Origin of the sequence: Paenibacillus sp. A14, from assembly GCF_036864815.1 — a bacterium.
Classification (GTDB): domain Bacteria; phylum Bacillota; class Bacilli; order Paenibacillales; family Paenibacillaceae; genus Fontibacillus; species Fontibacillus sanfengchensis.
In genome coordinates this window covers 635990-658509 of sequence record NZ_JBAGJD010000001.1, presented here as the reverse complement: position 1 = coordinate 658509, position 22520 = coordinate 635990, and the positions used below count along the sequence as shown (strand labels likewise).

The 22520-nt window shown below is 55.1% G+C and carries 19 protein-coding genes; 18 read left to right on the top strand and 1 reads right to left on the bottom strand.

The features are described from left to right. Positions 1 to 85: 85 nt before the first annotated feature. The 5 genes from V4U88_RS03225 to V4U88_RS03205 all read left to right on the top strand — a co-directional run bounded on the left by V4U88_RS03225 (position 86) and on the right by V4U88_RS03205 (position 3740). Positions 86 to 526: a YlbF family regulator gene (locus V4U88_RS03225; protein WP_334071783.1), complete on the top strand. Its 441-nt coding sequence runs from the start codon at positions 86 to 88 to the stop codon at positions 524 to 526. Positions 527 to 580: 54 nt separating this feature from the next. Beyond that, entirely contained in the window at positions 581 to 844 is a 264-nt protein-coding gene (locus V4U88_RS03220; protein ID WP_148451702.1) for a YlbG family protein, read from the top strand. Between the two features lie 546 nt (positions 845 to 1390). Next, a complete protein-coding gene (locus tag V4U88_RS03215) occupies positions 1391 to 1828 on the top strand; it encodes a hypothetical protein (RefSeq protein WP_334071782.1) in 438 nt (145 codons plus the stop codon). An 82-nt stretch (positions 1829 to 1910) separates the two neighbouring features. Further along, on the top strand, positions 1911 to 2816 hold the full coding sequence (locus V4U88_RS03210; RefSeq protein ID WP_334071781.1) for a selenium metabolism-associated LysR family transcriptional regulator: 906 nt from the start codon (positions 1911 to 1913) through the stop codon (positions 2814 to 2816). Positions 2817 to 2858: 42 nt separating this feature from the next. Further along, a complete protein-coding gene (locus tag V4U88_RS03205; protein WP_334071779.1) occupies positions 2859 to 3740 on the top strand; it encodes a PHP domain-containing protein in 882 nt (293 codons plus the stop codon). A 70-nt stretch (positions 3741 to 3810) separates the two neighbouring features. Here the strand turns inward: V4U88_RS03205 and V4U88_RS03200 are convergent, their stop codons facing one another. Then, complete coding sequence (locus tag V4U88_RS03200; RefSeq protein WP_334071778.1) at positions 3811 to 5571, bottom strand: Rqc2 family fibronectin-binding protein; 1761 nt, start codon at positions 5569 to 5571, stop codon at positions 3811 to 3813. Positions 5572 to 5756: 185 nt separating this feature from the next. On the opposite strand from V4U88_RS03200, the gene V4U88_RS03195 reads away from it, so the two are divergent. The 13 genes from V4U88_RS03195 to V4U88_RS03135 all read left to right on the top strand — a co-directional run bounded on the left by V4U88_RS03195 (position 5757) and on the right by V4U88_RS03135 (position 21880). Next, the gene (locus V4U88_RS03195; protein WP_334071777.1) at positions 5757 to 8555 is read left to right on the top strand and encodes a calcium-translocating P-type ATPase, SERCA-type; all 2799 of its coding nucleotides are present in this window, start codon (positions 5757 to 5759) and stop codon (positions 8553 to 8555) included. Between the two features lie 88 nt (positions 8556 to 8643). Continuing rightward, positions 8644 to 9480 (top strand): diaminopimelate epimerase, encoded by an 837-nt coding sequence (dapF, locus tag V4U88_RS03190; protein ID WP_334071776.1) that lies wholly within the window; start codon positions 8644 to 8646, stop codon positions 9478 to 9480. 210 nt (positions 9481 to 9690) lie between these two features. Continuing rightward, on the top strand, positions 9691 to 11580 hold the full coding sequence (locus V4U88_RS03185; RefSeq protein ID WP_334071775.1) for a bifunctional homocysteine S-methyltransferase/methylenetetrahydrofolate reductase: 1890 nt from the start codon (positions 9691 to 9693) through the stop codon (positions 11578 to 11580). A 35-nt stretch (positions 11581 to 11615) separates the two neighbouring features. Further along, complete coding sequence (locus tag V4U88_RS03180) at positions 11616 to 12503, top strand: YicC/YloC family endoribonuclease (RefSeq protein WP_334071773.1); 888 nt, start codon at positions 11616 to 11618, stop codon at positions 12501 to 12503. Between the two features lie 50 nt (positions 12504 to 12553). Continuing rightward, positions 12554 to 12814 carry an extracellular matrix/biofilm regulator RemA gene (gene remA / locus V4U88_RS03175; RefSeq protein ID WP_044479181.1) on the top strand — a complete coding sequence of 87 codons (261 nt, stop codon included), beginning with the start codon at positions 12554 to 12556 and terminating at the stop codon, positions 12812 to 12814. Between the two features lie 13 nt (positions 12815 to 12827). Continuing rightward, the gene (gmk, locus tag V4U88_RS03170) at positions 12828 to 13427 is read left to right on the top strand and encodes a guanylate kinase (RefSeq protein WP_334072059.1); all 600 of its coding nucleotides are present in this window, start codon (positions 12828 to 12830) and stop codon (positions 13425 to 13427) included. 25 nt (positions 13428 to 13452) lie between these two features. Continuing rightward, on the top strand, positions 13453 to 13677 hold the full coding sequence (rpoZ, locus tag V4U88_RS03165; protein ID WP_334071772.1) for a DNA-directed RNA polymerase subunit omega: 225 nt from the start codon (positions 13453 to 13455) through the stop codon (positions 13675 to 13677). A 118-nt stretch (positions 13678 to 13795) separates the two neighbouring features. Next, the gene (coaBC, locus tag V4U88_RS03160; protein WP_334071771.1) at positions 13796 to 15016 is read left to right on the top strand and encodes a bifunctional phosphopantothenoylcysteine decarboxylase/phosphopantothenate--cysteine ligase CoaBC; all 1221 of its coding nucleotides are present in this window, start codon (positions 13796 to 13798) and stop codon (positions 15014 to 15016) included. Next, the gene (priA, locus tag V4U88_RS03155) at positions 15013 to 17556 is read left to right on the top strand and encodes a primosomal protein N' (protein ID WP_334071770.1); all 2544 of its coding nucleotides are present in this window, start codon (positions 15013 to 15015) and stop codon (positions 17554 to 17556) included. The genes coaBC and priA overlap by 4 nt, the downstream gene beginning before the upstream one ends. A 68-nt stretch (positions 17557 to 17624) precedes the next feature. Beyond that, entirely contained in the window at positions 17625 to 18107 is a 483-nt protein-coding gene (def, locus tag V4U88_RS03150) for a peptide deformylase (protein WP_334071769.1), read from the top strand. A gap of 8 nt (positions 18108 to 18115) precedes the next feature. After that, on the top strand, positions 18116 to 19054 hold the full coding sequence (gene fmt, locus V4U88_RS03145; protein WP_334071768.1) for a methionyl-tRNA formyltransferase: 939 nt from the start codon (positions 18116 to 18118) through the stop codon (positions 19052 to 19054). After that, positions 19051 to 20448: a 16S rRNA (cytosine(967)-C(5))-methyltransferase RsmB gene (gene rsmB, locus V4U88_RS03140; RefSeq protein ID WP_334071767.1), complete on the top strand. Its 1398-nt coding sequence runs from the start codon at positions 19051 to 19053 to the stop codon at positions 20446 to 20448. The genes fmt and rsmB overlap by 4 nt, the downstream gene beginning before the upstream one ends. Positions 20449 to 20962: 514 nt before the next feature. After that, on the top strand, positions 20963 to 21880 hold the full coding sequence (locus V4U88_RS03135; protein ID WP_334071765.1) for a copper amine oxidase N-terminal domain-containing protein: 918 nt from the start codon (positions 20963 to 20965) through the stop codon (positions 21878 to 21880). Positions 21881 to 22520 lie beyond the last annotated feature (640 nt).

The following is a 22520-nucleotide window of genomic DNA, read 5'->3' as shown; positions in this document are numbered from 1 at the left end:
CTTCTTCTTGGCACAAGATTATGGTATGATTATCTCGTCTACCGCTTTGGTGGACTACTCTTGTAAGGAATCGAGATGATAATTCATGAGCGTAACGGAGATCAACACGGTCGATATGGCCGAGCTGCTGACAAACGCCTATGAATTAGGCGATTTGATAAATAAATCCGCCGCGGTTTCCGACTATTTGTTCTGGAAACGCCGGGTTGAAGAGGATGCCGATATACGGGCCCTCGTCAAGAAATTGGCTGCCAAGAAGGAGCTTTTTGAAGAAACGCAGCGATTCGGCCATTTTCACCCCAATTATCACGAAGCCAAAGACAAAGTGACCGAGGTGGAGCTGGAGTTGGAGCGGTTCGAAGCGGTCCGCCGCTTTAAAGCTGCAGAGAAGGAATTGGACGATATCCTGCACCAGATGTCCGAAATCATCGCTTATTCCGTTTCGGACAGCATCAAGGTGCCGAGCAATGATCCGAATCCGAAGGGCGGAGGCTGCGGTGGCGGGGGATCGTGCGGTTGCGGCTAGGATCGGCTCCGAGGATCATCAGGTGCATTATGTTGAAGAGAAGGGGGAGAAATCATGTTTCCGGAGCGGACCGGTTATATTATTTGGGTCAGCGACCTGAAAGCGGCAAGAAATCTGGAGAAATACGGAAGCGTGCATTATTTGTCGCGGCGGATGCATTATGTAGTCATGTACGTTAACGCGGACCGGGCGGAGGAGACGATGAAGAACGTCCGCAAACTCCCCTATGTACGTAAAATTGAACGTTCCTACCGGAACGAAATCAAGACGGAATACAGCAAGGATGTTCCGGACAAAACCCGTTATTACGGTTTGTAGTTTGCAGGAAAGGGCGGCCCTCGGGCCGCTCTTTTTTTGACCGGGGGGAACGCCTATCGCCATAAGCGGGTCATTCCTTATTGATAAAGCAAGGTGGATTTGCCGGCGGTTATCTTTCCTTTGCAGCCGGACCGGTGAATAAGAGGCTGATGCGCACTAGCGCTGAAATCAACCTTGACAAGACGAAATTACGCTAACGGCTGCCACAGCCGTTATTTACCCGGAAAACGCCGATTTCCAATTCTAACGGTCGCCACGGCGCTTATTTCGCATAAACCGGGCTGTTATAGGAGTAAATCTAGGAAATAACGGCGCTCGCGACCGTTAGAATTTTGAAAGGGTTACTTTTCACAAAATAGCGGTTGCCACAGCCGTTAGACTTCCCGCAGGCGTTAGCACCAGCCGGAAAGCCTGACTTTTGCAGGATCCATGGGGGCAAATTTTCCTGGGAATTTCCTTTCTTTAATCTTGTCGAACGGTAAGTTATGTTGTAATATAATGGGTAATTGTACTTAGTTAAAAAGTCCTAAATCTCGAGGTGCGCAAATGAGAAACACGGTTACGGAGCGGCGGGCAACTTACGGAAGGGAGCCTGTTTTATTGGGCGACAAGGCCATCGCCGACATCGTTATTACCCATCATGCCAAGTTAAGATATCAGGATCGGATCGATCGCCGCAATCCCGCGACGCATGAGATAGCCCGCTGGGCATGGGGATGGCTGAAGCAAGGCAGGATGAAGCCGTACTACCGAAACGGGGAGGACGTTTACCTCGTCGATGACGATCTGGTGTTCGTGGCGGAGTTTACGGAGATTCCCGGACTGTATAAGGAGCACGCCAAGCCGGTATACAAAATGATTATCGTCACCTTTCTGGGCAGGATGTCGGAGACGATCGAGCTTCGCGACTTGAAATCTTACTATTCCTGGCTGCGGCATTCCCGGCGCATGACCTTGATGAAGAATACACGGAAACGTAAATAGAATGAGCATGTTCCAACAGGGGCATGCTTTTTTTTGTATTCATTCTCGTGGTATGGTAGGGGAGAAGAAGGAGTGGGCAAGGATGGCGTTGAACTATCATCAACTTCATATTTTTTATACGGTTGCGGAGCGGGGAAGCTTCTCGGCGGCGGCCCAGGCGCTTCACATGACCCAGCCGGCGGTTACGATGCAGATTCAGGCGCTGGAGGATCATTTCGGCAGCAAATTGCTGGTCCGGTCCACGAAAAGAATCGAGCTGACCGAAGCGGGGCATACGCTGTTTCCCTATGCCAAGCGCAGCATCGATTTGATGCGGGAAACCGAGAGGGCCATGTCGCGATACGCCTCGATGCTGGAAGGAAGGCTGCAGCTCGGGGCCAGCCTGACAATCGGGGAGTATGTACTGCCCAGGCTGCTCGGAGGATTCGCGGTGAAATACCCGGATATCTCCATTGCGCTCAAGGTCATGAATACGACCCAGATTATTGAGGAAATCGTCGGGCATCAGTTGAACTTCGGCCTCGTCGAAGCACCGGTGTATCACCCCGATATGGTGTCTGAGCCCGTGATGGAGGATGAGTTGAAGCTGATCGTTCCGGCCGGGCATCCACTGACGAAGGAGGAGCGGGTGAAGCTGAGTGGGGTCATGGATTATCCCTTCGTGCTGCGGGAAAAAGGCTCCGGGACCCGCCAGGTGATGGAGGCCGAACTGGAACGGTTGGGCATCGCGGCGGAGCGGATGGAAACGGTGATGGAACTGGGCAGCACGGGCGCGGTGAAATCGGCGGTGGAAGCGGGCCTTGGCGTCACGATCATCTCCCCGTCGTCGGTGAAGCATGAGCAGGCCCTAGGCCTCCTGAAGGTCGTGGATATCGAGGATGCCGAGTTCAAACGGCAATTTTATTCCATCCATTTAAAATCTACGCTGCTGCCGGTCTCGGCGGTTACCTTTTTAACGTATTTGCGCGGGTTCAAAAAAACGTTCTAGATCCGAGTCTTGGAGCAGCATACCGAAGGAGGAGCAGAAAAGATGCAAAACCAAAACGAAACGGGGCAGCGCGAACGATACGATTTGCATACCCATACGCGCGCTTCGGACGGGATGAATGCCCCCGCCGATAACGTTCGCCTGGCCAGAGAACATGGCCTTGCTGGGCTGGCGATCACGGACCACGACACGGTAGCGGGGATCAAGGAAGCGATGGCGGAGGGCGAGCGGCAGGGGATCACCGTGATTCCGGGGGTGGAGATCAGTACCCGGTCATCCGGAAAAGACATTCATGTATTGGGGTATTTTATCAAAACGGACGATTCGTTGTTGTTGCAGAGACTCGCCGGTTTAAGGGAGACCCGTGAGGCCCGGAACGTCCAAATCATAGAAAAACTGCAGGGCCTGGGGATTTCCATCACGCTGGACGAAGTCAAAGCGGGGCTAGGGCGGCCCTTGCGGCCGGATGAAAGCCTGGGCCGTCCCCACATCGCCGACGCGTTGGTTCGCAAAGGGCTGGCCGCCGATATGAGGGATGCTTTTGACCGGTACCTTGGAGAAGGGAAGCCCGGATACGCTTCCTTGCCACGGATCTCGCCGGAGGAAGCAATGATATGGATTCGCGAGGCCGGAGGTGTGCCGGTGTTGGCCCATCCGGGTTTGTACGGCGATGACCAGCTGGTGGAAGCGATCGTGGAGCGGGGGCGGCCGGCGGGAATCGAGGTGTACCACTCCGACCACGGGCCGGAGGCCGAGGAACGTTATCTTGCGCTGGCGCGGCGATACGGACTGATCGCTACCGGCGGTTCGGATTATCACGGAGCCCGGCAGGGCGTCGTCTTTCACGGCGATCTCGGCAGCCGGTACGCCGACGGGGAGTGCGTCCGACAATTGAAAAACGCCGCGGAGCCCGGCGGCCGTTGAACAAAGAACCTTCCTAACACAGCAGGTCTGCGCTTAGGAAGGTTCTTTCGCATGCTTATTTCCGGCGTTATCAGCCGTTCTTCACCGCGTTCGGCAGGCTCTTGATCAACTGCTCGTCCGGCGTCACGAATAAGGTGCGCTGATGGTCGTAAATGACGAAGCCGGGCTTGGCCCCGCTCGGCTTGCGGACGTAGCGAATCAGGGTGCAGTCCACCGGGACGCTGCTCGATTCCCTGGCTTGGCTGAAATAGGCCGCCAGTTGGGCCGCTTCATTCAGTGTCGCATCGCCAAAACCGCTGCCGCGGATAACCACATGCGAACCCGGAATGTCTTTCGTATGCAGCCAGGTATCGTTCGGTCCGGCGAGCCGGTTGGTGAGGTATTCGTTTTGCAGGTTGTTTTTGCCGACGCAAATTTCGAAGCCCTCGGAAGAGGTATAGACATGCAGGGTAGGGCGGTCGTTCTTTTTCTTCTTTTTGCCTTTTTTCGCGCGGTCCCGTAAATATCCCTGCTGAATCAATTCCTCGCGGATTTCGTCGACATCGTTAAGCGAGGCGTAAGACAACTGCTGGAGAAGCTCTTCGATGTACACGATCTCCTCCCGCGTTTTTTGCATCTGCTCGTCGATGACCGCAAGGCTGTTTTTGAACTTGTTGTATTTTTTAAAATAACGCTGGGCGTTCTCCGACGGGGTGAGCAGCGGATCGAGCGGAATCCGCTCCGTCTTCTGCTCTTCGTCGTAATAGTTGATCAACTCGGCCGTACGATCGCCTTTCTTGATCATATGCAGGGACGGCAGCAGGAGCTCGCCCCAGATCCGGTAACGCTCCGCATCCTCCGCTTCCCCCAAATCTTTCTCCAGGTTGGACAGCTTTTTGATATTTTTGTTCCGTTCATTCTGCAAAAAACGCAGCAGATCGCTGGTCCTCTGCTTCACGGTATCACGCAGCGCTTTTTCCCCGAAATAATCCTCCATGCATTCGCTGATGGAGCCGTAAGTTTTCGCTTCCCCTCGGATCAGCGTCAGCCGGACGGCGGAGAACACCGGCTTCCCCGCTTCGTTATCCCCGGTCACCGGCGTGTATCGGTGGTTCCGCACATCCTCCATAAGCTGGTCAAAGGCGGCCCAGAGCTTCCCGGGATCCCCGCTTCCTTGCGGTGGCCGATCGCCGCCGTAGGCGCGGTACCCGATCTCCTCCGCAATCAGCGGACTCAGGCCGCTATAGGCGCCGACGATCCAGCCGGTTCCCCCGTTTTCGTTCTGCTCGGCAGCGGCTTGCCAGGCGCTGAAGAAGCCTTCTTTACCCGTATGCAGAGGATCCAGTTTGTTCTGCTGCGGTGGCTCCGTATAGGAGAAACCCGGCATAACGACGCGGTACCCGCTGATCGCGGGGGTCACGTGATGAATGCCGTCGAGCTGTACGCCTGTTGCCGGATCCACCAGAATGATATTGCTGTGCCGGCCCATCAATTCCACGATCAGGCGTTTGACCGAAACGTCGCCGAGCTCATCGCGCTGGCGCACCTCGATATGGATGATCCGTTCCATCCCGACTTGCCGGATCGCTTCGATAATGCCTCCTTCGCAGTGCTTCCGGAGCAGCATGCAGAACATTGGCGCTTCCAGCGGATTCGGAAAAGATTCCTCCGTCAGATGCACCCGGGGGTAAGTCGGATTCGCCGACAGCAGCAGGCGCTTGTTTCCGCCGGCGGAGCGAAGCTGCATAATGATATCGCTGGATGAGGGCTGATGTATTTTATTGATGCGTCCGCCCACGATGGTTTGCAGTTCGTGAACGATCGATCGGGTAACGATTCCGTCAAGTGCCATAACAATATAATCTCCCGTCTTATTTCAATATAAATTACTCCGTGCTTCCCTCTATGATGCCATACTTCCGGCAAAAACTTAAGGGCCATGCTGTGATAATTTGGGACTGGCCGGAATACATTTACCCTAGGTGGAAAAGCCTTCACGCTGTATACCGCATAAAATACGGGAGGGGAATTGGGAGGATGGAACAAAAAAACTGGCACCAGTGGAGTGGCGATGAGCTTCTTGAACGGTTCGGCGTCACCCGTGAACAGGGCCTGACCCAGGAGGAAGCGGCTCGCAGACAGGAGCAGTACGGAGCAAACGAGCTGGCGGAGGGGCAGCGCATTTCCCCGTGGCTGCTGTTCTTAAACCAGTTCAAGGATTTCATGATGCTCATTCTGATGGGCGCCACGCTGATCTCAGGCATCCTCGGCGAATATCTGGACGCCGTTACCATTATAGCGATTATCGTCCTGAACGGGGTGCTTGGCTTTGTGCAGGAATTCCGGGCGGAGCGTTCCCTGCGGGCGTTGAAGCAGTTGTCGGCCCCCCATGCCAATGTGCTCCGGGAAGGCGTGGTACGCCATATCCCCGCGAAGGATCTCGTTCCCGGCGATATCGTGATTATGGAAAACGGGGACCGGATACCGGCCGATATCCGCTGGCTGACCGCCCACAGCCTCGACGTCGAGGAATCGGCATTGACCGGGGAATCGCATCCGGTCGGAAAGCATGCCGAAACGATTCGCGAAGCGGATGTGCCGCTGGGCGATCAGAAGAATATCGGCTTTATGGGCACGATGATTACACGGGGAAGCGGCCGGGGCGTGGTAATTCGTACGGGGATGGATACGGAGATGGGCAAAATCGCCGACCTGATCCAAAATACCGATACCCAGGAAACGCCGCTGCAAAGAAGGCTTGAGCAGCTTGGAAAAATACTGATTTACTTGGCGCTGGCTCTCACGGTGCTCGTCGTGGTCGTCGGGATTTTGCACGGACAGCCTGCTGGCGCGATGTTCTTTGCCGGGGTAAGTCTGGCCGTGGCGGCGATTCCCGAAGGTTTGCCGGCGATCGTCACGATCGCGCTGGCGCTCGGCGTGCAGCGGATGATCAAGCGCAAGGCCATTGTCCGTAAACTGCCTTCCGTTGAAACGCTGGGCTGCGCCTCGGTCATTTGCTCGGACAAAACGGGAACGCTGACGCAAAACAAGATGACGGTGACCCGGCTGTGGTTGGAAGGACGTTCGCTGGAGGTCACCGGGGAGGGCTATGAACCGGTCGGACATATATTGGAGAATAAGCAGCCGATCGACATCAAAATGGATCAAAGCCTTCGGCGTTTGCTGCAGGTCAGCGCGCTTTGCTCCAACGCGGTAATTTCCGAAGAGGATGCCGATGTGCGTGGCCGCAAAAAAAACAAGGAAGAACCGCCGGGAACCCATTGGGTTATGAAGGGGGATCCGACGGAAGGGGCGCTCGTTGTCCTGTCCTCCAAAATGGGACTTACCCCCGCCGCCTTGAGCACGTCATATCACCGGGAGCAGGAGTTTCCGTTCGATTCGAAACGAAAAATGATGTCGGTCGTGGTGGCCCACCAGGGCGGAAAGATGGCTCTCGTCAAGGGAGCTCCGGATATGCTGCTGGATAAATGCGCCTATATCCTCTGGGAGGGCAAGGTCGTTCCGTTCACGGGCACCTTGCGCAGCCGGGTGCAGGCGGAGAACGAGGAGATGGCCCGCGGCGCGCTGCGCGTCCTGGGGCTGGCTTACCGCGAGCTGAAGCCGCATGAGACGTTGGCGGATGAAGGCGCCGTGGAATCGCATTTGATCTTCGTCGGCTTGGCCGGCATGATCGATCCGCCCCGCCGCGAGGCGCGGGATGCCATTGCCGTCTGCCGCCGGGCAGGAATCAAAACTGTGATGATCACCGGGGATCACCGCCTTACGGCGGAAGCGATCGCGGCGGAGCTCGGCATCTTGCCGCGCGGAGGCGTGTCCATGTCCGGACAGGAACTGGCAACGCTCAGCGATGAAGAGCTGGACCGGCGGGTCGACGAGACCTATGTTTATTCGCGCGTGGCTCCCGAGCATAAACTGCGCATTGTCAAAGCGCTGCAGCGCAAAGGGCATGTCGTCGCGATGACGGGGGACGGCGTCAACGATGCGCCGGCGATCAAAGCCGCCGATATCGGCATTGCGATGGGCATCACGGGGACCGATGTGTCCAAGGAAGCCTCGTCGCTGATTTTAAGCGACGACAACTTCTCTTCGATCGTAGCCGCGATAGAAGAAGGGAGAAGCATCTACGAAAATATCCGCAAGTTTATCCGTTATTTGCTGGCCTCGAATGTAGGCGAAATTTTAACGATGTTTTTCGCCATGCTGGCGGGCTTGCCGCTGCCGCTGCTCCCGATTCAGATTCTGTGGGTCAATCTTGTCACGGACGGCTTGCCGGCGATGGCCCTCGGCGTGGACCAGCCCGAGAAGGATTTGATGGAACACAAGCCGAGAGGAGCGAACGAAAATATCTTCGCCCGGCGGCTCGGCTGGAAAATCCTCAGCCGCGGCTTGTTGATCGGCCTGTGTACGCTCGGCGCGTTCTGGCTGACTTACCGGATAGCGCCGAACGATCCGGCCCAATTGGCCGAAGCCCAGTCGGTTGCATTCGTGACGCTGGTCATGGCACAGCTGATTCACGTCTTCGACTGCCGCAGTTCGCGATCGATCTTCCACCGCAATATTTTGCAAAACCGCTACCTTGTCGTGGCCGTTCTTTCGTCCGTGCTGCTTCTGCTTGGTGTGATGTATATCGAGGCGCTGCAGCCGATCTTCAAAACGGTACCGCTCGGTACGCGCGAATGGGCCATTTCGCTCGTCGCCGCCGGCATCCCGACCTTCCTGCTCGGCGCGGGCAGCGTATGGTCCGGCAGACGGCGCCGGAATTACAACGGCCCCCGTCCGATGGCCACGGTGAAAAGTACAAATCTTCGTGCATAGAATCAATACCATTCCACCCCTCAAGCCGATAGACTAATCCCATGGAGCAAGCTCAGCTCGGCAATGCATGTGAGGGGTGGAAAGATATATGGAATTTACTAAAATGCATGGACTAGGCAATGATTTTCTCGTATTTTACGGAGAGAAGGAGCTTCCGGAGCGGGTCTCGGAGCTGGCGATAGCATGGTGCAACCGGTTTTTCGGTGTCGGAGGGGATGGGCTGGTCTTCATCCTTCCTTCGGAGAAAGCGGATTTCCGGATGCGGATTATCAATTCGGACGGCACGGAAGCCGAACAATGCGGCAATGCCATCCGCTGCGTGTCCAAATACGTGTATGACCACGGGTACACGGATAAGGACCGGATTACCATCGAAACGCTGGGCGCCGGTGTGCAGCAGGTTTCTTTGCAAATCGAGGAGGAGGTCGTTCAAACCGTCCGGGTGGATATGGGCGAGCCGATTCTGGACGGATTGGCCGTACCGACCACGTTGGAGGGGAACCCGGTACTCGCCCGGCCGATTGAAGCGGAGGGGCGCCGGTTCGAGTTTACGGCCGTCTCCATGGGCAATCCGCATTGCGTCATCTACGTGGACGATGCCCCGAACTTCGATCTGGGTACCTGGGGGCCGAAGCTGGAGGTGCACCCCTTTTTTCCGCGAAAAATCAATGTGGAATTCGCGACCGTAACCTCGCGAGACCGGGTGGAAATGCGCGTGTGGGAACGCGGCGCGGGGCCGACCTTGGCGTGCGGAACCGGGGCTTGCGCGACGCTGGTTTCCTCCGTGCTGAACGGGCTGACGGACCGCGCGGCCTGGATCGGACTGAAGGGCGGGGACTTGTTCATCGAATGGGATGAACGGGATAACCACGTGTATATGACAGGGCCTGCGGAGACGGTATATAAAGGGAGTATTGAGATTTAGAAAATAAGAAACGGGCGGCCGGAGGCTGTCCGTTTTTTTTGAGGCGCTTCGGCCCGGCTTTTGAGCCGGTTATTGTCCGGCGGTAAAATCATTTGTCAGACGGAATTCTTATCAATCCGGTGGATTTATGATACATTAGAATGAAATTATGCACAGTAGGAGCCGAGAACCGGCATTTATAATAACATTACGGGCTTTGGAGGTACGGGGATGAAACCTGATTTGCGCGAAAGATGGGAGAACGGAGTCATTGTTGGGGACGGTGCCATGGGTACTTACTTGTACCATTTCGGTTTTCCCGTGGGCATTTCTTTTGAGGAGTTGAATTTGCTTCAGCCTGAAGTCATCGGGGACGTCCATCGCCGGTATATCGAGGCGGGAGCCGAGATGCTGGAGACGAACAGTTTTTCCGCCAACTATTACAAGCTGTCCAAATTCGGTTTGGAAGCCCAGGTGGAGGAGATTAACCGGGCCGCGGTCCGCATTGCCAAAAAAGCGGCGGCCGGGCGCGCGTACGTAGCCGGAGCGGTCGGTTCGATTCGGGGCGGGAAGCGTGTTAACGTAACGGATCAGGAACTGAACCGGTACTACGAACAGCAAATGGCCGCTTTGCTGGACGAGCAAGTGGACGCGATATTGCTGGAAACTTTTTATGATCTGGGTGAAATGCGTATTGCTCTGGGGCGGGCCCGCTATTTGACGGACGTTCCGGTTATTTGCCAGTTTGCGGTTGACCAGGTCGGCCGCACGCTGGATGGATATACGATTTCCGACGCATTCGGCATTTTGCTGGAGGAGGGCGCCGATGTGCTCGGTTTCAACTGCCACTCGGGACCAAAGGGAATCATGAGCGTGATGTCCCGGCTGGGCGGCCCGCTCAATGTGCCGCTATCCGTTTTCCCTAATGCGGGATTGGCCGACTATGTAGATGGGGAGTATGTATATGGAGCAACCCCGGAGTATTTCGGCGAATGTTCGACCGCTTTCGGGGATTTGGGAGCCCGTTTGATCGGCGGCTGCTGCGGAACGACGCCCGAGCATATCGCCGCGACGGTGAAGGCGCTGGCGTCATACCAGGCCATCCCGCTGCAGGAAGGCAAGCCGCTGCCGAATCCGAGCGAATCCGCCGTTTTTGTAAGAATCCCGGAGGGGGCTGACGGCGGCTCCTCCCGAGACGGAAAAATCCCGGCCATAACGGAGCTTGTGAAGGAACGCCATACCGTTATCGTCGAGTTGGACCCTCCGCGGGATCTGGATATCGGCAAATTTATGGAAGGCGCCGCCGCCTTGAAGGAAGCGGGAGTGGATGCGCTGACGCTGGCGGACAACTCCCTGGCCGTAACGCGGATGAGCAATATGGCGCTCGGGCATCTGGTGCAGTCCAAGTTCGGTCTGAGACCGCTGATCCATATCGCCTGCCGGGACCGCAATTTGATCGGTACGCAGTCGCATATGATGGGCTTCGACGCGCTCGGTATCGACCATGTGCTGGCGGTGACAGGAGACCCGGCCCGGTTCGGGGATTTGCCGGGAGCCAGCTCCGTGTACGACATGACTTCCTTTGAAATTATCCGGATGATCAAACAGCTGAACGAGGGCGTGGCTTTTTCGGGCAAGCCGCTGAAACAAAAGGCGAAATTCGTGGTCGGAGCGGCCTTCAATCCGAACGTCAAACATCTGCACAAGGCGGTCGAGCGGCTTGAGAAGAAAATCGCATCGGGCGCGGACTATATCATGACCCAGCCGGTTTATGATCCCGGGCTTATCGTTGCCGTCAAGCAGGCGACAGCCCATTTGGATATCCCGATCTTTATCGGCATCATGCCGCTGGCCAGCGGAAAGAACGCCGAGTACCTTCATAATGAAGTACCGGGCATCCAGCTGTCGGATGAGGTCCGCCGCCGCATGGACGGGCTTCAGGGCGCCGAAGGGCGGGCCATGGGCGTGGAGATCGCCAAGGAACTGCTCGATACCGCGATGGAGCATTTTAATGGAATTTATTTAATGACACCTTTCATGTTTTATGAGATGAATGTGGCTTTAACCCGCCACGTTCTCGAGAAATCGAAACAGAAGGCGTCCCACTTGTCTCGTTCATAATTATCAATTACAATAGGATAACGGATGTGATGCCTATGTCTCACAGTATGACAGGATACGGCAGCGCCGCCAGAGTCTTCGGCGGATATATGATTCAATTTGAGATAAAGTCCGTCAACCACCGCTATGCCGAAATCGTGCTACGTTTGCCGAGGGAATGGGCTTGCTATGAGGACAGCCTTCGGCGACGGATTCAGCGGGATGTCAAGCGGGGACGGGTTGATGTATATATCGGCAAGGAGCGGGATGATGAGAGTTCCCTTCCTTTTGTCCTGAATTCCGGCAGGGTGGAAGCCTACTTGCGGGCGGCGGAAGAGCTGCATGCCAAGTACGGGTTGGAAGCTTCGTTCAGTGCGAAGGACCTGCTCTCGCTGCCCGATGTTTTAATCCCGCCCGATCCGCTTGGTGAAGGGGACTTTACCGGCGAAGGTTGGGAAGACGTCCTTCATGACGGGCTGGAAGAGGCGCTGGGCGGACTGCTGGATATGCGCGGAAAGGAAGGCTTGCATCTTGCGGCCGACCTGGAGCAGCGGCTTGCCAGGCTGGAAGAGCTGCACGCCGAACTGAGGACTTATGCGCCTCAGGTCGTGAGCGACTACCGGACCAAGCTCAAGGGTCGTTTAACCGAGCTGGTGGAGGGCGCTTTTGACGAGCAGCGCTTCGCCATGGAGATCGCCGTTTTTGCGGACCGGTCCAATATTGACGAAGAACTCACCCGTCTAGGCAGCCATTTCGTACAATGCCGGACCCTGCTCCGTTCCACCGAACCGGTGGGGCGCAAGCTGGATTTTTTGATACAGGAAATGAACCGGGAAACGAATACGATTGGATCGAAAGCCAATCATTTGGCTCTGGTCAACCGTGTCGTTGAAATGAAAGCGGAACTGGAGAAAATTCGCGAGCAAGCCGCGAATCTCGAATAACGTCACATTTGACACTGGTGAGTCAAGTAAAATAGGGGGAAATACCTTAGATGGCAATTAAACTTATTAATATCGGCTTCGGAAACATCGTATCCGCCAATCGGATCATTTCCATTGTGAGTCCGGAATCGGCTCCCATTAAGCGGATTATTCAAGAGGCAAGGGATCGCCATATGCTGATTGACGCTACCTACGGTCGCCGCACGCGTGCGGTCATCATTACCGACAGCGACCATGTCATCCTGTCGGCGGTTCAGCCGGAAACGGTAGCACACCGCCTGTCCGCGAAAGATGACGACAACGACGAATAAAATGGAGAGAAAAATGGCTAAAGGGTTACTCATTGTATTATCAGGACCTTCGGGTGTAGGTAAAGGAACAGTGTGCACCGAACTGCGGCAACGCATGCCCGGGCTCGTCTATTCCGTATCGGCAACGACGCGGGGTCCTCGCCTCGGCGAGGAGAACGGCGTGAATTACTTTTTTAAGACCCGCGAGCAGTTTCTGGAGATGATCGAGAAGGATCAACTGCTGGAGCATGCGGAATATGTGGGCAATTTTTACGGGACTCCCCGCGACTTCGTTGAGCAGACGCTCGAGAGCGGCAAGGATATCATTCTCGAGATCGAGGTCCAAGGCGCGCTCAAGGTGAAGGAGAAGTTTCCGGAGGGCGTTTTTGTGTTCCTGCTTCCGCCTTCGCTTGACGAGTTGAAGGGACGGATTCAAGGACGGGGAACGGAGAACCAGGCGACGATCGATCACCGGATGTCCGTAGCTGCTTACGAAATCGGCCTGTTGGAGAATTACGACTACGCCGTCGTCAACGATGAAATCGATTTGGCTTGCAAAAGAATAGAATCCATCATCGTTGCCGAACATTGTAAGGTTAAAAACAAGGCGAAAGAATTGCAATTAGGCATTTGAGTCCAAAAGAAGAGGTGTTTTCCTAATGCTGTATCCATCGATTGATAAGATGCTCGGGAAAGTCGGCAGCAAATACTCGCTGGTTGTGGCGGCATCCCGCAGAGCGAGATTGCTGAGAGAAGGAGCCAAGAGCGAGCTGAAGCAGCCGAAATCGCACAAGCAGGTCGGCGTTGCTCTGGAGGAGATTTACGGCGATTACGTACGGTTGAAACAAGAAATTCCGACCACGGAACCGGACGAAAATAAATAGATTTCTGGACCTCGCGGGTCGAGGCATAAAATAACAACCTCTTCAGGACAACCGCGAGGTTGTTATTTTTTTCGTTCGGATGAAGTTTTAAGTCTTGGGAGAAAGCGGGGGAAGGACATTGTTAAAAGGGAAGAAGGTTCTGCTTGGCGTTACCGGAGGGATCGCTGCTTTCAAGGCCGCTTCGCTGTGCAGCAAACTTGTGCAGCAGGGGGCGGAAGTCCAGGTGATCATGACAGAGTCCGCGACGAAATTCGTTACCGAACTGACGCTCCAGGCATTGTCTAAAAATCCGGTCTATACCGATACATTTGATGAAAAAGATCCGGGCGCTATCGCCCACATCGCTCTGGCCGATTGGGCGGACCTGGTGCTGATCGCGCCGGCTACAGCCAACATTATCGCCAAAATGGCCGCGGGGCTGGCCGACGATATGCTGTCCACCACGCTGCTGGCGACGGAAGCGCCGATCATGCTGGCTCCGGCGATGAATGTGCATATGTACGCGCATCCTGCCGTTAAGCGCAACTTGGCGGAGCTCGCTTCGCGCGGGGTTCTGCTGGTAGAACCGGGGGAAGGCCTGCTGGCTTGCGGTTATACGGGGAAAGGACGGATGGAGGAGCCGGAGACGATCGTCGACGTGGTGAAGGGGTTCTTTGCGCGTCAGGAGCGGCGGTCCGCTCTTCCTCTTGCCGGTAAAAAAGTCGTTGTGACCGCGGGGGGCACGATCGAACGGATCGATCCGGTCCGCTACATTTCCAACGATTCGTCGGGTAAAATGGGCTATGCGCTGGCCGAAGCCGCTGTGGAACTCGGCGCGGAGGTCACGCTGATCGCCGCCAACACGCGGCTTGTTCCGCCGGCAGGCGTGCGGGTCGTCCCCGTGGAGTCGGCCCGGGACATGTACGAAGCGGCGCTCGGCGAGTGGAGCGATACGGATATTTTGGTGAAGGCCGCGGCCGTTGCGGATTACCGGCCAAAAACGCCGGCGGATCGCAAAATTAAAAAGACCGGCGAAACCATGACGCTGGAGCTGGTTAAAAACATCGATATCTTGGAAACGCTGGGTAAGCAAAAGACCAGGCAGTTCCTCATCGGCTTTGCCGCCGAAACGAACGATGTGGAGCAGTACGCGATGGACAAGCTCCAGCGAAAAAATTGCGATCTGCTGGTTGCCAATGATGTGACCCGGGAAGGGGCGGGATTCGGCACCGACACCAATGTCGTCAGCCTCTACGACGCAAGCGGACTTGTGACTTCGCTGCCGCTGCTGTCCAAGGAGGAGCTGGGTTTGCGGATTATGGAACTGGCTGCTTCCAGGCTGGCTGGAGCTGCGGAATGAGTTACCGAATAGCGAAAGTGATTGTCGATGTGCCGAGCCGGGAAACCGATCGGCCTTTTGACTATTTGATTCCGGCCGGGATGCAGGGCTGGATCGAAATCGGAAGCCGGGTAGGCGTCCCCTTCGGACGCCGGACGGTTCAGGGATTTGTGCTGTCGCTGCATGAGGATACGGAGATGGATTCGAAGCGTTTGAAGCCGATCCAGGAGCTGCTCGATCTGACGCCCCCGCTGCCGCAGGATCTCGTGAAGTTGGCCGGCTGGATGAGCCGCAAGTATGCGTGCAGTATGATTTCCGCCTTGCAGGCGATGATTCCGGCAGCGCTTAAAGGCAAGGCGGAAAGGTACGTAACCGTTCCGGAGACGGACGACGGTGAGGGGGATCCGGCTTTTGACGGGGAGAGCGGCGGACTTGCCGGTCCTGTGCTGCTTACCGGCGAGGAGGAAGAGATACTCGCTTACGTGAAGGCCTCGGGCCAGGTGACTATGGAACATCTGAGCAAGCGTTATCCCGGCAGAGCCGGAGAGATCAAGGGCATGATCGGACGGGGGCTGCTGTCCGAAACTCAAATGATCAAGGATAAGTTACGAAAAAAAATGATCAAAACCGTCGCCGCATCCGTCTCGGGAGAGGCGGCGGAGGCGGCGCTCGCTTCCTTCAGCGCGCAAGCCCGGCGCCAGAAGGAAGTGCTTGAATTTTTGCTCGAAGTCCGGGTCCCGCTATCGCTTCAGGAAGTGCTCCAGACCTTGCGGGTGACCGCCGGGACCGTGCAAAAACTGGCCGAAAAGGGCTACGCGGTGATCGAAGAGGCGGAAGTGTTCCGCGATCCATACAAGAACCGCCGTTTTCAAGGTTCGGAGCCGCTGCAGCGAACGCCCGAGCAGGACCAGGTTTACCGCAAGGTAACGGAAGCGTTGGATGCGCGGAGTCATGGAGTGTTTCTGCTTCATGGCGTAACCGGCAGCGGCAAGACGGAGGTTTACCTGCAGACGATTGAGCGGTGCATATCGCTCGGCCGCCAGGCGATCGTCCTCGTCCCGGAAATCTCGCTCACCCCGCAAATGGTGGAGCGCTTTAAAGGACGCTTTGGCGATAAGGTGGCGGTGATGCACAGCCGTCTGTCCACCGGAGAACGCTACGATGAATGGCGGAAAATCCGCGAAGGCCGGGTTCAGGTGGCGATCGGCGCTCGTTCCGCCGTGTTCGTGCCTTTTGCCGATCTGGGGCTGATCGTCATGGACGAAGAGCATGAAACTTCCTATAAGCAGGAAGAGACGCCGAAATATCATGCGCGCGATGTGGCGGTGTACCGGGCGCGTCAATATGGCGCCGCCGTTATTTTGGGCTCGGCTACGCCGTCGCTGGAAAGCTATCATGCGGCGCGTTCCCAGGCGGACGAGCAGTTCGCCCCGCTGCTGCTGGAGATGAAGCAGCGGCCTGCCGGAAGCCGGCTTCCCGGCGTGCATATCGTCGATATGCGCGAGGAGCTGCGCGACGGCAACCGGTCGATGTTCAGCCGGGCTCTGCATGCGGGCATCGCCGCCCGGCTGGAACGCGGAGAGCAGACGGTGCTGTTCTTGAACCGCCGGGGCCACTCGACGTTCGTGATGTGCCGGTCCTGCGGTTATGTGGCGGGCTGTCCGGAGTGCGACATCTCCCTGACGTACCATCAGAAGTCAAATAACCTGCGCTGCCATTATTGCGGGTATGCCGCACCGGCGCCATCGATCTGTCCGGAATGCGGCAGCGAGCACATCCGCTACTTTGGGACCGGGACGCAGCGGGTCGAGGGAGAGCTCGCCAAGCTGTTTCCCGGCATCCGGGTCATCCGGATGGATGTAGACACGACGACGGAAAAGGGGTCGCATGAGAAGCTGCTGCAAGCTTTCCGGGAGAAAAAGGGAGACGTCCTGCTCGGCACGCAGATGGTGGCAAAGGGCCTCGACTTTCCGGAGGTGACGCTGGTCGGCGTCATCGCCGCGGACACGGCCCTGAATTTTCCCGATTTCCGGTCCGCGGAGAAGACGTTCCAACTGCTTACGCAGGTGGCGGGCCGTGCCGGGCGGCATCAACTGCCCGGGGAGGTGTTTATCCAGACTTATATGCCGGATCATTACTCCATCGTTCATGCCAGCGGCCATGATTACACTTCGTTCGTCCGCGAGGAGTTGAACCACCGGAAGGCGATGCATTATCCGCCGTACAGCCGGCTGATCCTTGTCACGTTGTCCCATGAAAAGCTGCCGGTGCTGCTGCGGATGGCCGAGAATTTTGCCGGCGATTTGCGGCTTAAAGCCCAGCGGCTCGGCTGGTACGGCAATCTCGACCGGTTTGCGGCGGAGGCGCTCGACATTCTCGGTCCCGTCGCCTCGCCGATCCCGCGCATCAAGAACCGCTACCGGTTCCAATGCATGGTGAAATACCGCGGGGCGCTTGACGCGGTGCGTTTGGTGCGGGAGACGGCGGGGGAAACCCTGGACCAGCTGCGGGACGCCTCGCTGCAGATCAGTATTGACGTGGATCCGCAGATGTTGATGTAGAAATATCAAATCGGGCATATTTTTTATATGATAGAAGAAACAACTCGAGAGTTAGGATGGTGGACAGCATGGCTTTAAGAATTATTGTATTGGAACCCGATGAGGTACTGCATCAGGTGGCCAAAGAAGTCAAAAAAATTACGCCGAACGTACAAAAACTGTTGACCGATATGGCCGAAACGATGTACAAGGCCGAGGGCGTCGGGTTAGCCGCTCCGCAAATCGGTATTTTAAAACGCGCGATCGTGGTGGATGTTGGGGATGAGAACGGATTGATCGAGCTGATTAACCCCGTGATCGTTTCGAAGGAAGGGGAACAGTTCGGACCCGAAGGCTGCCTGAGCATTCCGGGATACCGCGGGGATGTCCGCCGCGCTCAAACGGTGACCGTGAAAGGGCTGGACCGGAACGGCAACGAAGTGACTTATACGGGATCCGATCTGCTGGCCCGGGCGTTTCAGCATGAAATCGACCATTTGAACGGCGTATTGTATACGGATATCGCCGAGCGTGTCTATGAAATTACCCCGGAGGGGGAAGAGAAGGAGTGACTTCTTCCGTGAATATCGTATTTATGGGAACACCCGCGTTTGCGGTTCCCTCCCTGGAGGCGCTGCTGAAGGAGGGATATAACGTGGTGGGGGTGGTGACGCAACCGGATCGTCCGCAAGGGCGAAAAAAAGTGCTGACCCCCACGCCGGTAAAAGAAGCGGCTCTGCAGCACGGCTTGCCCGTGCTGCAGCCGCAGCGTCTGCGCGCTCCCGAAGCGGTGGAAGAGCTTGCGGCGCTGAAGCCCGACCTGATCGTGACGGCCGCTTACGGGCAGATTTTGCCCAAATCGGTTCTGGATCTGCCGAAGTATGGCTGTCTGAATGTGCACGGCTCGCTTTTGCCGAAATACCGCGGCGGGGCGCCGATTCAGCGTTCGATTATTAACGGCGAAAAAGAGACGGGAGTCACGCTGATGTACATGGCCGAGGGCCTGGACACCGGGGATATGATCGCAAAAGCGGTCGTGCCGATAGAAGATGAGGATACGGCGGGGACGATTTTCGAGAAGCTGAGCGTGGTTGGGGCCGAGCTTCTGATTCGGCAGCTGCCGATGATTCTGGACGGAACGGCGGAGCGGATTCCGCAAAATGACGAGGAGTCCACCTATGCCCCGAATCTGACCCGGGAAGACGAAAAAATCGATTGGCATGCGACTTCCCGCGAGATTTTCAACCGGGTGCGCGGACTGGTGCCCTTTTCGGGCGGCTTTACAACTTGGAACGGGGAAGTGTTCAAGGTATGGGCTGTCGCGAAGCCTGGCGTTTCGGTGGGCGCTCCCGAACAAGCTCCGGGAACGGTGCTGGACCTGTCTCCCGCCGGGATTGAAGTGCAGACGGGCGACGGCTCGGTACTGCTCACCCGGGTTCAGCCTGCCGGTAAGAAGGCGATGGATGCTTCCGAGTTTATCCGTGGCGGCGTGATGAAAAAAGGGACGGTTCTCGCATGAGCGCGGCCGAAGGCGGAAATCGCGGAAAGGGCCGGGGCAAGGCCGGCGGCGCTTCGGCGCGGGATACGGCGCTTCAGGTTTTAACGGCGGTGGAGCAGGAAGGAGCCTACAGCAATCTGCTTCTTAACGGCGCGATTCAGAAGTCGGGCCTCACCGGCGCGGATGTGGGTCTGGCTACGGAACTCGTCTATGGGACGATTTCCCGGTTGAACACGATCGATTATTTTTTGGCATCGTTTGTCACCAAGGGGCTGGCCAAGCTGCAGCCGTGGGTTCGTAACTTGCTCCGGCTCAGTTTCTACCAGATTTATTATTTGGACAGGATTCCTCCGCATGCGGCCGTGAACGAGGCGGTGAACATCGCCAAGCGCCGCGGGCATCAGGGAATCTCCGGGATGGTCAACGGCGTGCTGCGTAATGTGCTGCGGCGCAAAAGCGAGCTGACGCTGCCGAAGGACCTGCCTCCCGTGGAAAGGATCGCCCTGGAGCACTCCCATCCGGAATGGCTTGTTGCCCGGTGGGTGGAACAATACGGAGAAGCTGCGGCGGAGGCGATCTGCCGGGTCAACAATGAGCCTCCCGCGGTCAGCGTCCGGGTCAACCGGGCCAGAATTAGCCGGGAGGCGCTGCTGGAGCGGATGCAGGAGGCGGGGCTTGAAGCGGCGCCTTCCGGGCTATCGCCGGACGGGATCCTCGTCCGGAGCGGAGGAAATATGGCGCTGACCCCATGGTACCGGCAGGGCCTGCTGTCCGTGCAGGATGAAAGCTCCATGCTGGTGGGGCGGGCCGTCCGCCCGGAGCCGGGGATGTCCGTGCTCGACTGCTGTGCCGCTCCGGGAGGAAAAACTTGTCACATGGCTGAGCTTATGGAAGGGAAAGGGGAAGTCGTTTCCAACGATATCCATCCCCACAAAGCCAAGCTGATCGAGGAGCATGCCGAGCGGCTTGGCCTCGGCAATGTGCGGACCGTGTCCGGGGATGCGATGAAGCTCGCGGACCAGTTTGCTCCGGAGTCTTTTGACCGCCTTCTGTTGGACGCTCCTTGCTCCGGCCTGGGGGTCATTCGCCGCAAACCTGACTTGAAATGGGCCAAAACCCAGGGGGATATTAACGAGATTGCCGGCGTTCAGCGGCAGCTGCTTGATGCCGTCTGCGGGCTGGTCAAGCCTGGCGGCGTACTGGTTTACAGCACCTGTACGATCGAAAAGGCGGAGAATGAGGACATGGTACGGGACTTTCTGGACCGTCATCCGGAATTCACATTGGACGAGGAACAGCCGGATGGAGGACGAGCTATACCAGAGGCGGAAGCCCGAAGCTCCATGGGTCTGCAAATTTTGCCGCAGGACGCGCATTCGGACGGTTTTTACATTGCGCGGCTTGTGAAAAGCTAGTAAGATTACGTGTTAATGATTAGTAAGCTTAATAACGGGAAAACCTCACGTTAAGATATCGGCTTTAGGCCCTTGGATCGGATTTAGCTGGAAAAACTCCAGCTATTACGCGACTTGAGCCGCCGAACTAGCCAATTCCTGAAAATTAGCGGGAGGTTCTCCAGCTAATTCATCTGTGGTGCTGGCTACGCACCCAATTAAAGTGAGGAAATCCCGTTAATTGGGTTTTGTCTCTTTTCAATGCATGCTGCAGCACATTAAAGCAATCAAAGTCAGTTAGGCAAAACAATTAGTTTGATTGATCTAGCCATTTACGAGACATACGAGTTGGTATATAATGGAATTGGTGAAGCACACCTTTAGAATCGCAATGCGATACATAAGGGTGTGTTTTTTTATGTGAGAAAATTCCCTTATATTATCAAAAGTGTAACTTATAAGGAGGTGGTTGTGACCTGCTTCACGAATTAGTATGAGAGATCGGAATGAAGAAAAGATGGGGGATGTGTTGAGGATGAGAAAAATGGTAAAATTCTTCCTTTGTTTTTCTTTGGTATTTGCGTTTAATCAAAGTTACATGACTCAAATTGCGAATGGGGCCGAGCCTATCGTTGGAAGCCCTAAACTATCTGTTTTGGTAAATGGTAAAAAAGTAATTTTTGACGGCGGTGATCCCGTATCAAAAAATGGCCGAATATTGATCCCACTGCGTGGAATAGGAGAAGCTCTTAATGCGAAGGTTGAGTTTAAGAAAAACACTATTCTTTACGAAAAGGAAGAGAGAAAAATCAAACTTGAATTAGGCAGTAAGTCCGCATCCATTGGTGGTGAATTGGTAACAATGGACTCACAGGTAACAGCTATTAAGGGGCGTACTTATGTACCCCTTCGATTTATAAGTGAGAATTTAGGTGAGAATGTGGTTTGGGATTCTGTCGGTAATTGGGTCTGGATTGGTGAGAGAGTAATACCTAGGTTGGAAGATATAGTGAAGACAGAGCCACTGGAGCCTTACAGGAAGTACTTTCAGAATTTTGATGTGTTACTGAAGGATGTTGAAGGAAAAGCATATTCTGATGCCAGAGTTATTTCATATTTGCAGCTTCCCTTAAAAATAAATGATACTTTAACGATTTATGACATATGGCCAATCAAACAAGGGGATGTTGAGGGGGTACAAATTCGAGCCTCTTTTAATGGTTTTACTACGTACTTGTTGAGTGAGAACTCACAACCAAGACAAAGGCAAGAACGTAAGGGACTCTTGATTAAGAATTCGGATGGAACCAGAACTTCGAGTTATCCTATAGTAAACGGAAATGACATGTTTAATGATCCAAATTACAAGAACTACAAATTAAAAGATGTTGAGTATATTTATTTGCGGGAACCTGTAGATTCAGTTGTAATGATTAAATGCCCTTTGCTATAAGGAGATAATTTTATGAGGGTTCGTTTCATAATTGCTTCCTTGTCAGCCTTAATTTTTGTCCTAATCGCTTCACATTTCTCTCCGAACAAAATTGAGTCTAGTAGTTTGCCTGTTACACAGGATACTACAAATCCAAATGTTTATTACTTTGTAGCATTATTTTCATATGATATATGGCACGGAACTACTTGGACTAAAGAAGGAAGACCCGGTGACCACGTGAAAATATATTTTGACTATTCATTTGATTTTCCTAATAGAAAGATCAAGAAAGTTGAGGTCAATGACTTTCATAACCCGCTTGATTGGAGTAATGGTGAAAACATTTGGAATACATCCAGATATACTTCCGAAAATCCTGATTTTTTATGGGGCAGAATGGCTGATTATATAAGCACTCAATTTTCCTCATCCTCAAACGGAACTGTAAATGGTCTAGGAACTAGCACTGTAAATTTTCGGGTAAATGTTAATGGTTCATTGACTACAACGTTGAACGGTAATATTTCCAAGGATGTTTCAAACGAATCCCCAAAAGAACTAGGGCCTGGAGTTATAGGTTATAGGTATTATTTCCCGACTATGTTGACGATTGAATTGGAACCCCAGCAGGGTGAGGCGGTAATAAAACACTTTACTA

What these genes read in the sequence shown, in the direction of transcription:
- V4U88_RS03200 (WP_334071778.1), bottom strand. Translation starts at nt 5,571, where the DNA reads ATGGCACTTGACGGAATCGTTACCCGATCGATCGTTCACGAACTGCAA.
- dapF (WP_334071776.1), top strand. Translation starts at nt 8,644, where the DNA reads ATGGAATTTACTAAAATGCATGGACTAGGCAATGATTTTCTCGTATTT.
- V4U88_RS03210 (WP_334071781.1), top strand. Translation starts at nt 1,911, where the DNA reads ATGGCGTTGAACTATCATCAACTTCATATTTTTTATACGGTTGCGGAG.
- V4U88_RS03185 (WP_334071775.1), top strand. Translation starts at nt 9,691, where the DNA reads ATGAAACCTGATTTGCGCGAAAGATGGGAGAACGGAGTCATTGTTGGG.
- rsmB (WP_334071767.1), top strand. Translation starts at nt 19,051, where the DNA reads ATGAGCGCGGCCGAAGGCGGAAATCGCGGAAAGGGCCGGGGCAAGGCC.
- remA (WP_044479181.1), top strand. Translation starts at nt 12,554, where the DNA reads ATGGCAATTAAACTTATTAATATCGGCTTCGGAAACATCGTATCCGCC.
- V4U88_RS03225 (WP_334071783.1), top strand. Translation starts at nt 86, where the DNA reads ATGAGCGTAACGGAGATCAACACGGTCGATATGGCCGAGCTGCTGACA.
- V4U88_RS03135 (WP_334071765.1), top strand. Translation starts at nt 20,963, where the DNA reads ATGAGAAAAATGGTAAAATTCTTCCTTTGTTTTTCTTTGGTATTTGCG.
- V4U88_RS03215 (WP_334071782.1), top strand. Translation starts at nt 1,391, where the DNA reads ATGAGAAACACGGTTACGGAGCGGCGGGCAACTTACGGAAGGGAGCCT.
- V4U88_RS03205 (WP_334071779.1), top strand. Translation starts at nt 2,859, where the DNA reads ATGCAAAACCAAAACGAAACGGGGCAGCGCGAACGATACGATTTGCAT.
- V4U88_RS03180 (WP_334071773.1), top strand. Translation starts at nt 11,616, where the DNA reads ATGTCTCACAGTATGACAGGATACGGCAGCGCCGCCAGAGTCTTCGGC.
- rpoZ (WP_334071772.1), top strand. Translation starts at nt 13,453, where the DNA reads ATGCTGTATCCATCGATTGATAAGATGCTCGGGAAAGTCGGCAGCAAA.
- priA (WP_334071770.1), top strand. Translation starts at nt 15,013, where the DNA reads ATGAGTTACCGAATAGCGAAAGTGATTGTCGATGTGCCGAGCCGGGAA.
- V4U88_RS03195 (WP_334071777.1), top strand. Translation starts at nt 5,757, where the DNA reads ATGGAACAAAAAAACTGGCACCAGTGGAGTGGCGATGAGCTTCTTGAA.
- V4U88_RS03220 (WP_148451702.1), top strand. Translation starts at nt 581, where the DNA reads ATGTTTCCGGAGCGGACCGGTTATATTATTTGGGTCAGCGACCTGAAA.
- def (WP_334071769.1), top strand. Translation starts at nt 17,625, where the DNA reads ATGGCTTTAAGAATTATTGTATTGGAACCCGATGAGGTACTGCATCAG.
- gmk (WP_334072059.1), top strand. Translation starts at nt 12,828, where the DNA reads ATGGCTAAAGGGTTACTCATTGTATTATCAGGACCTTCGGGTGTAGGT.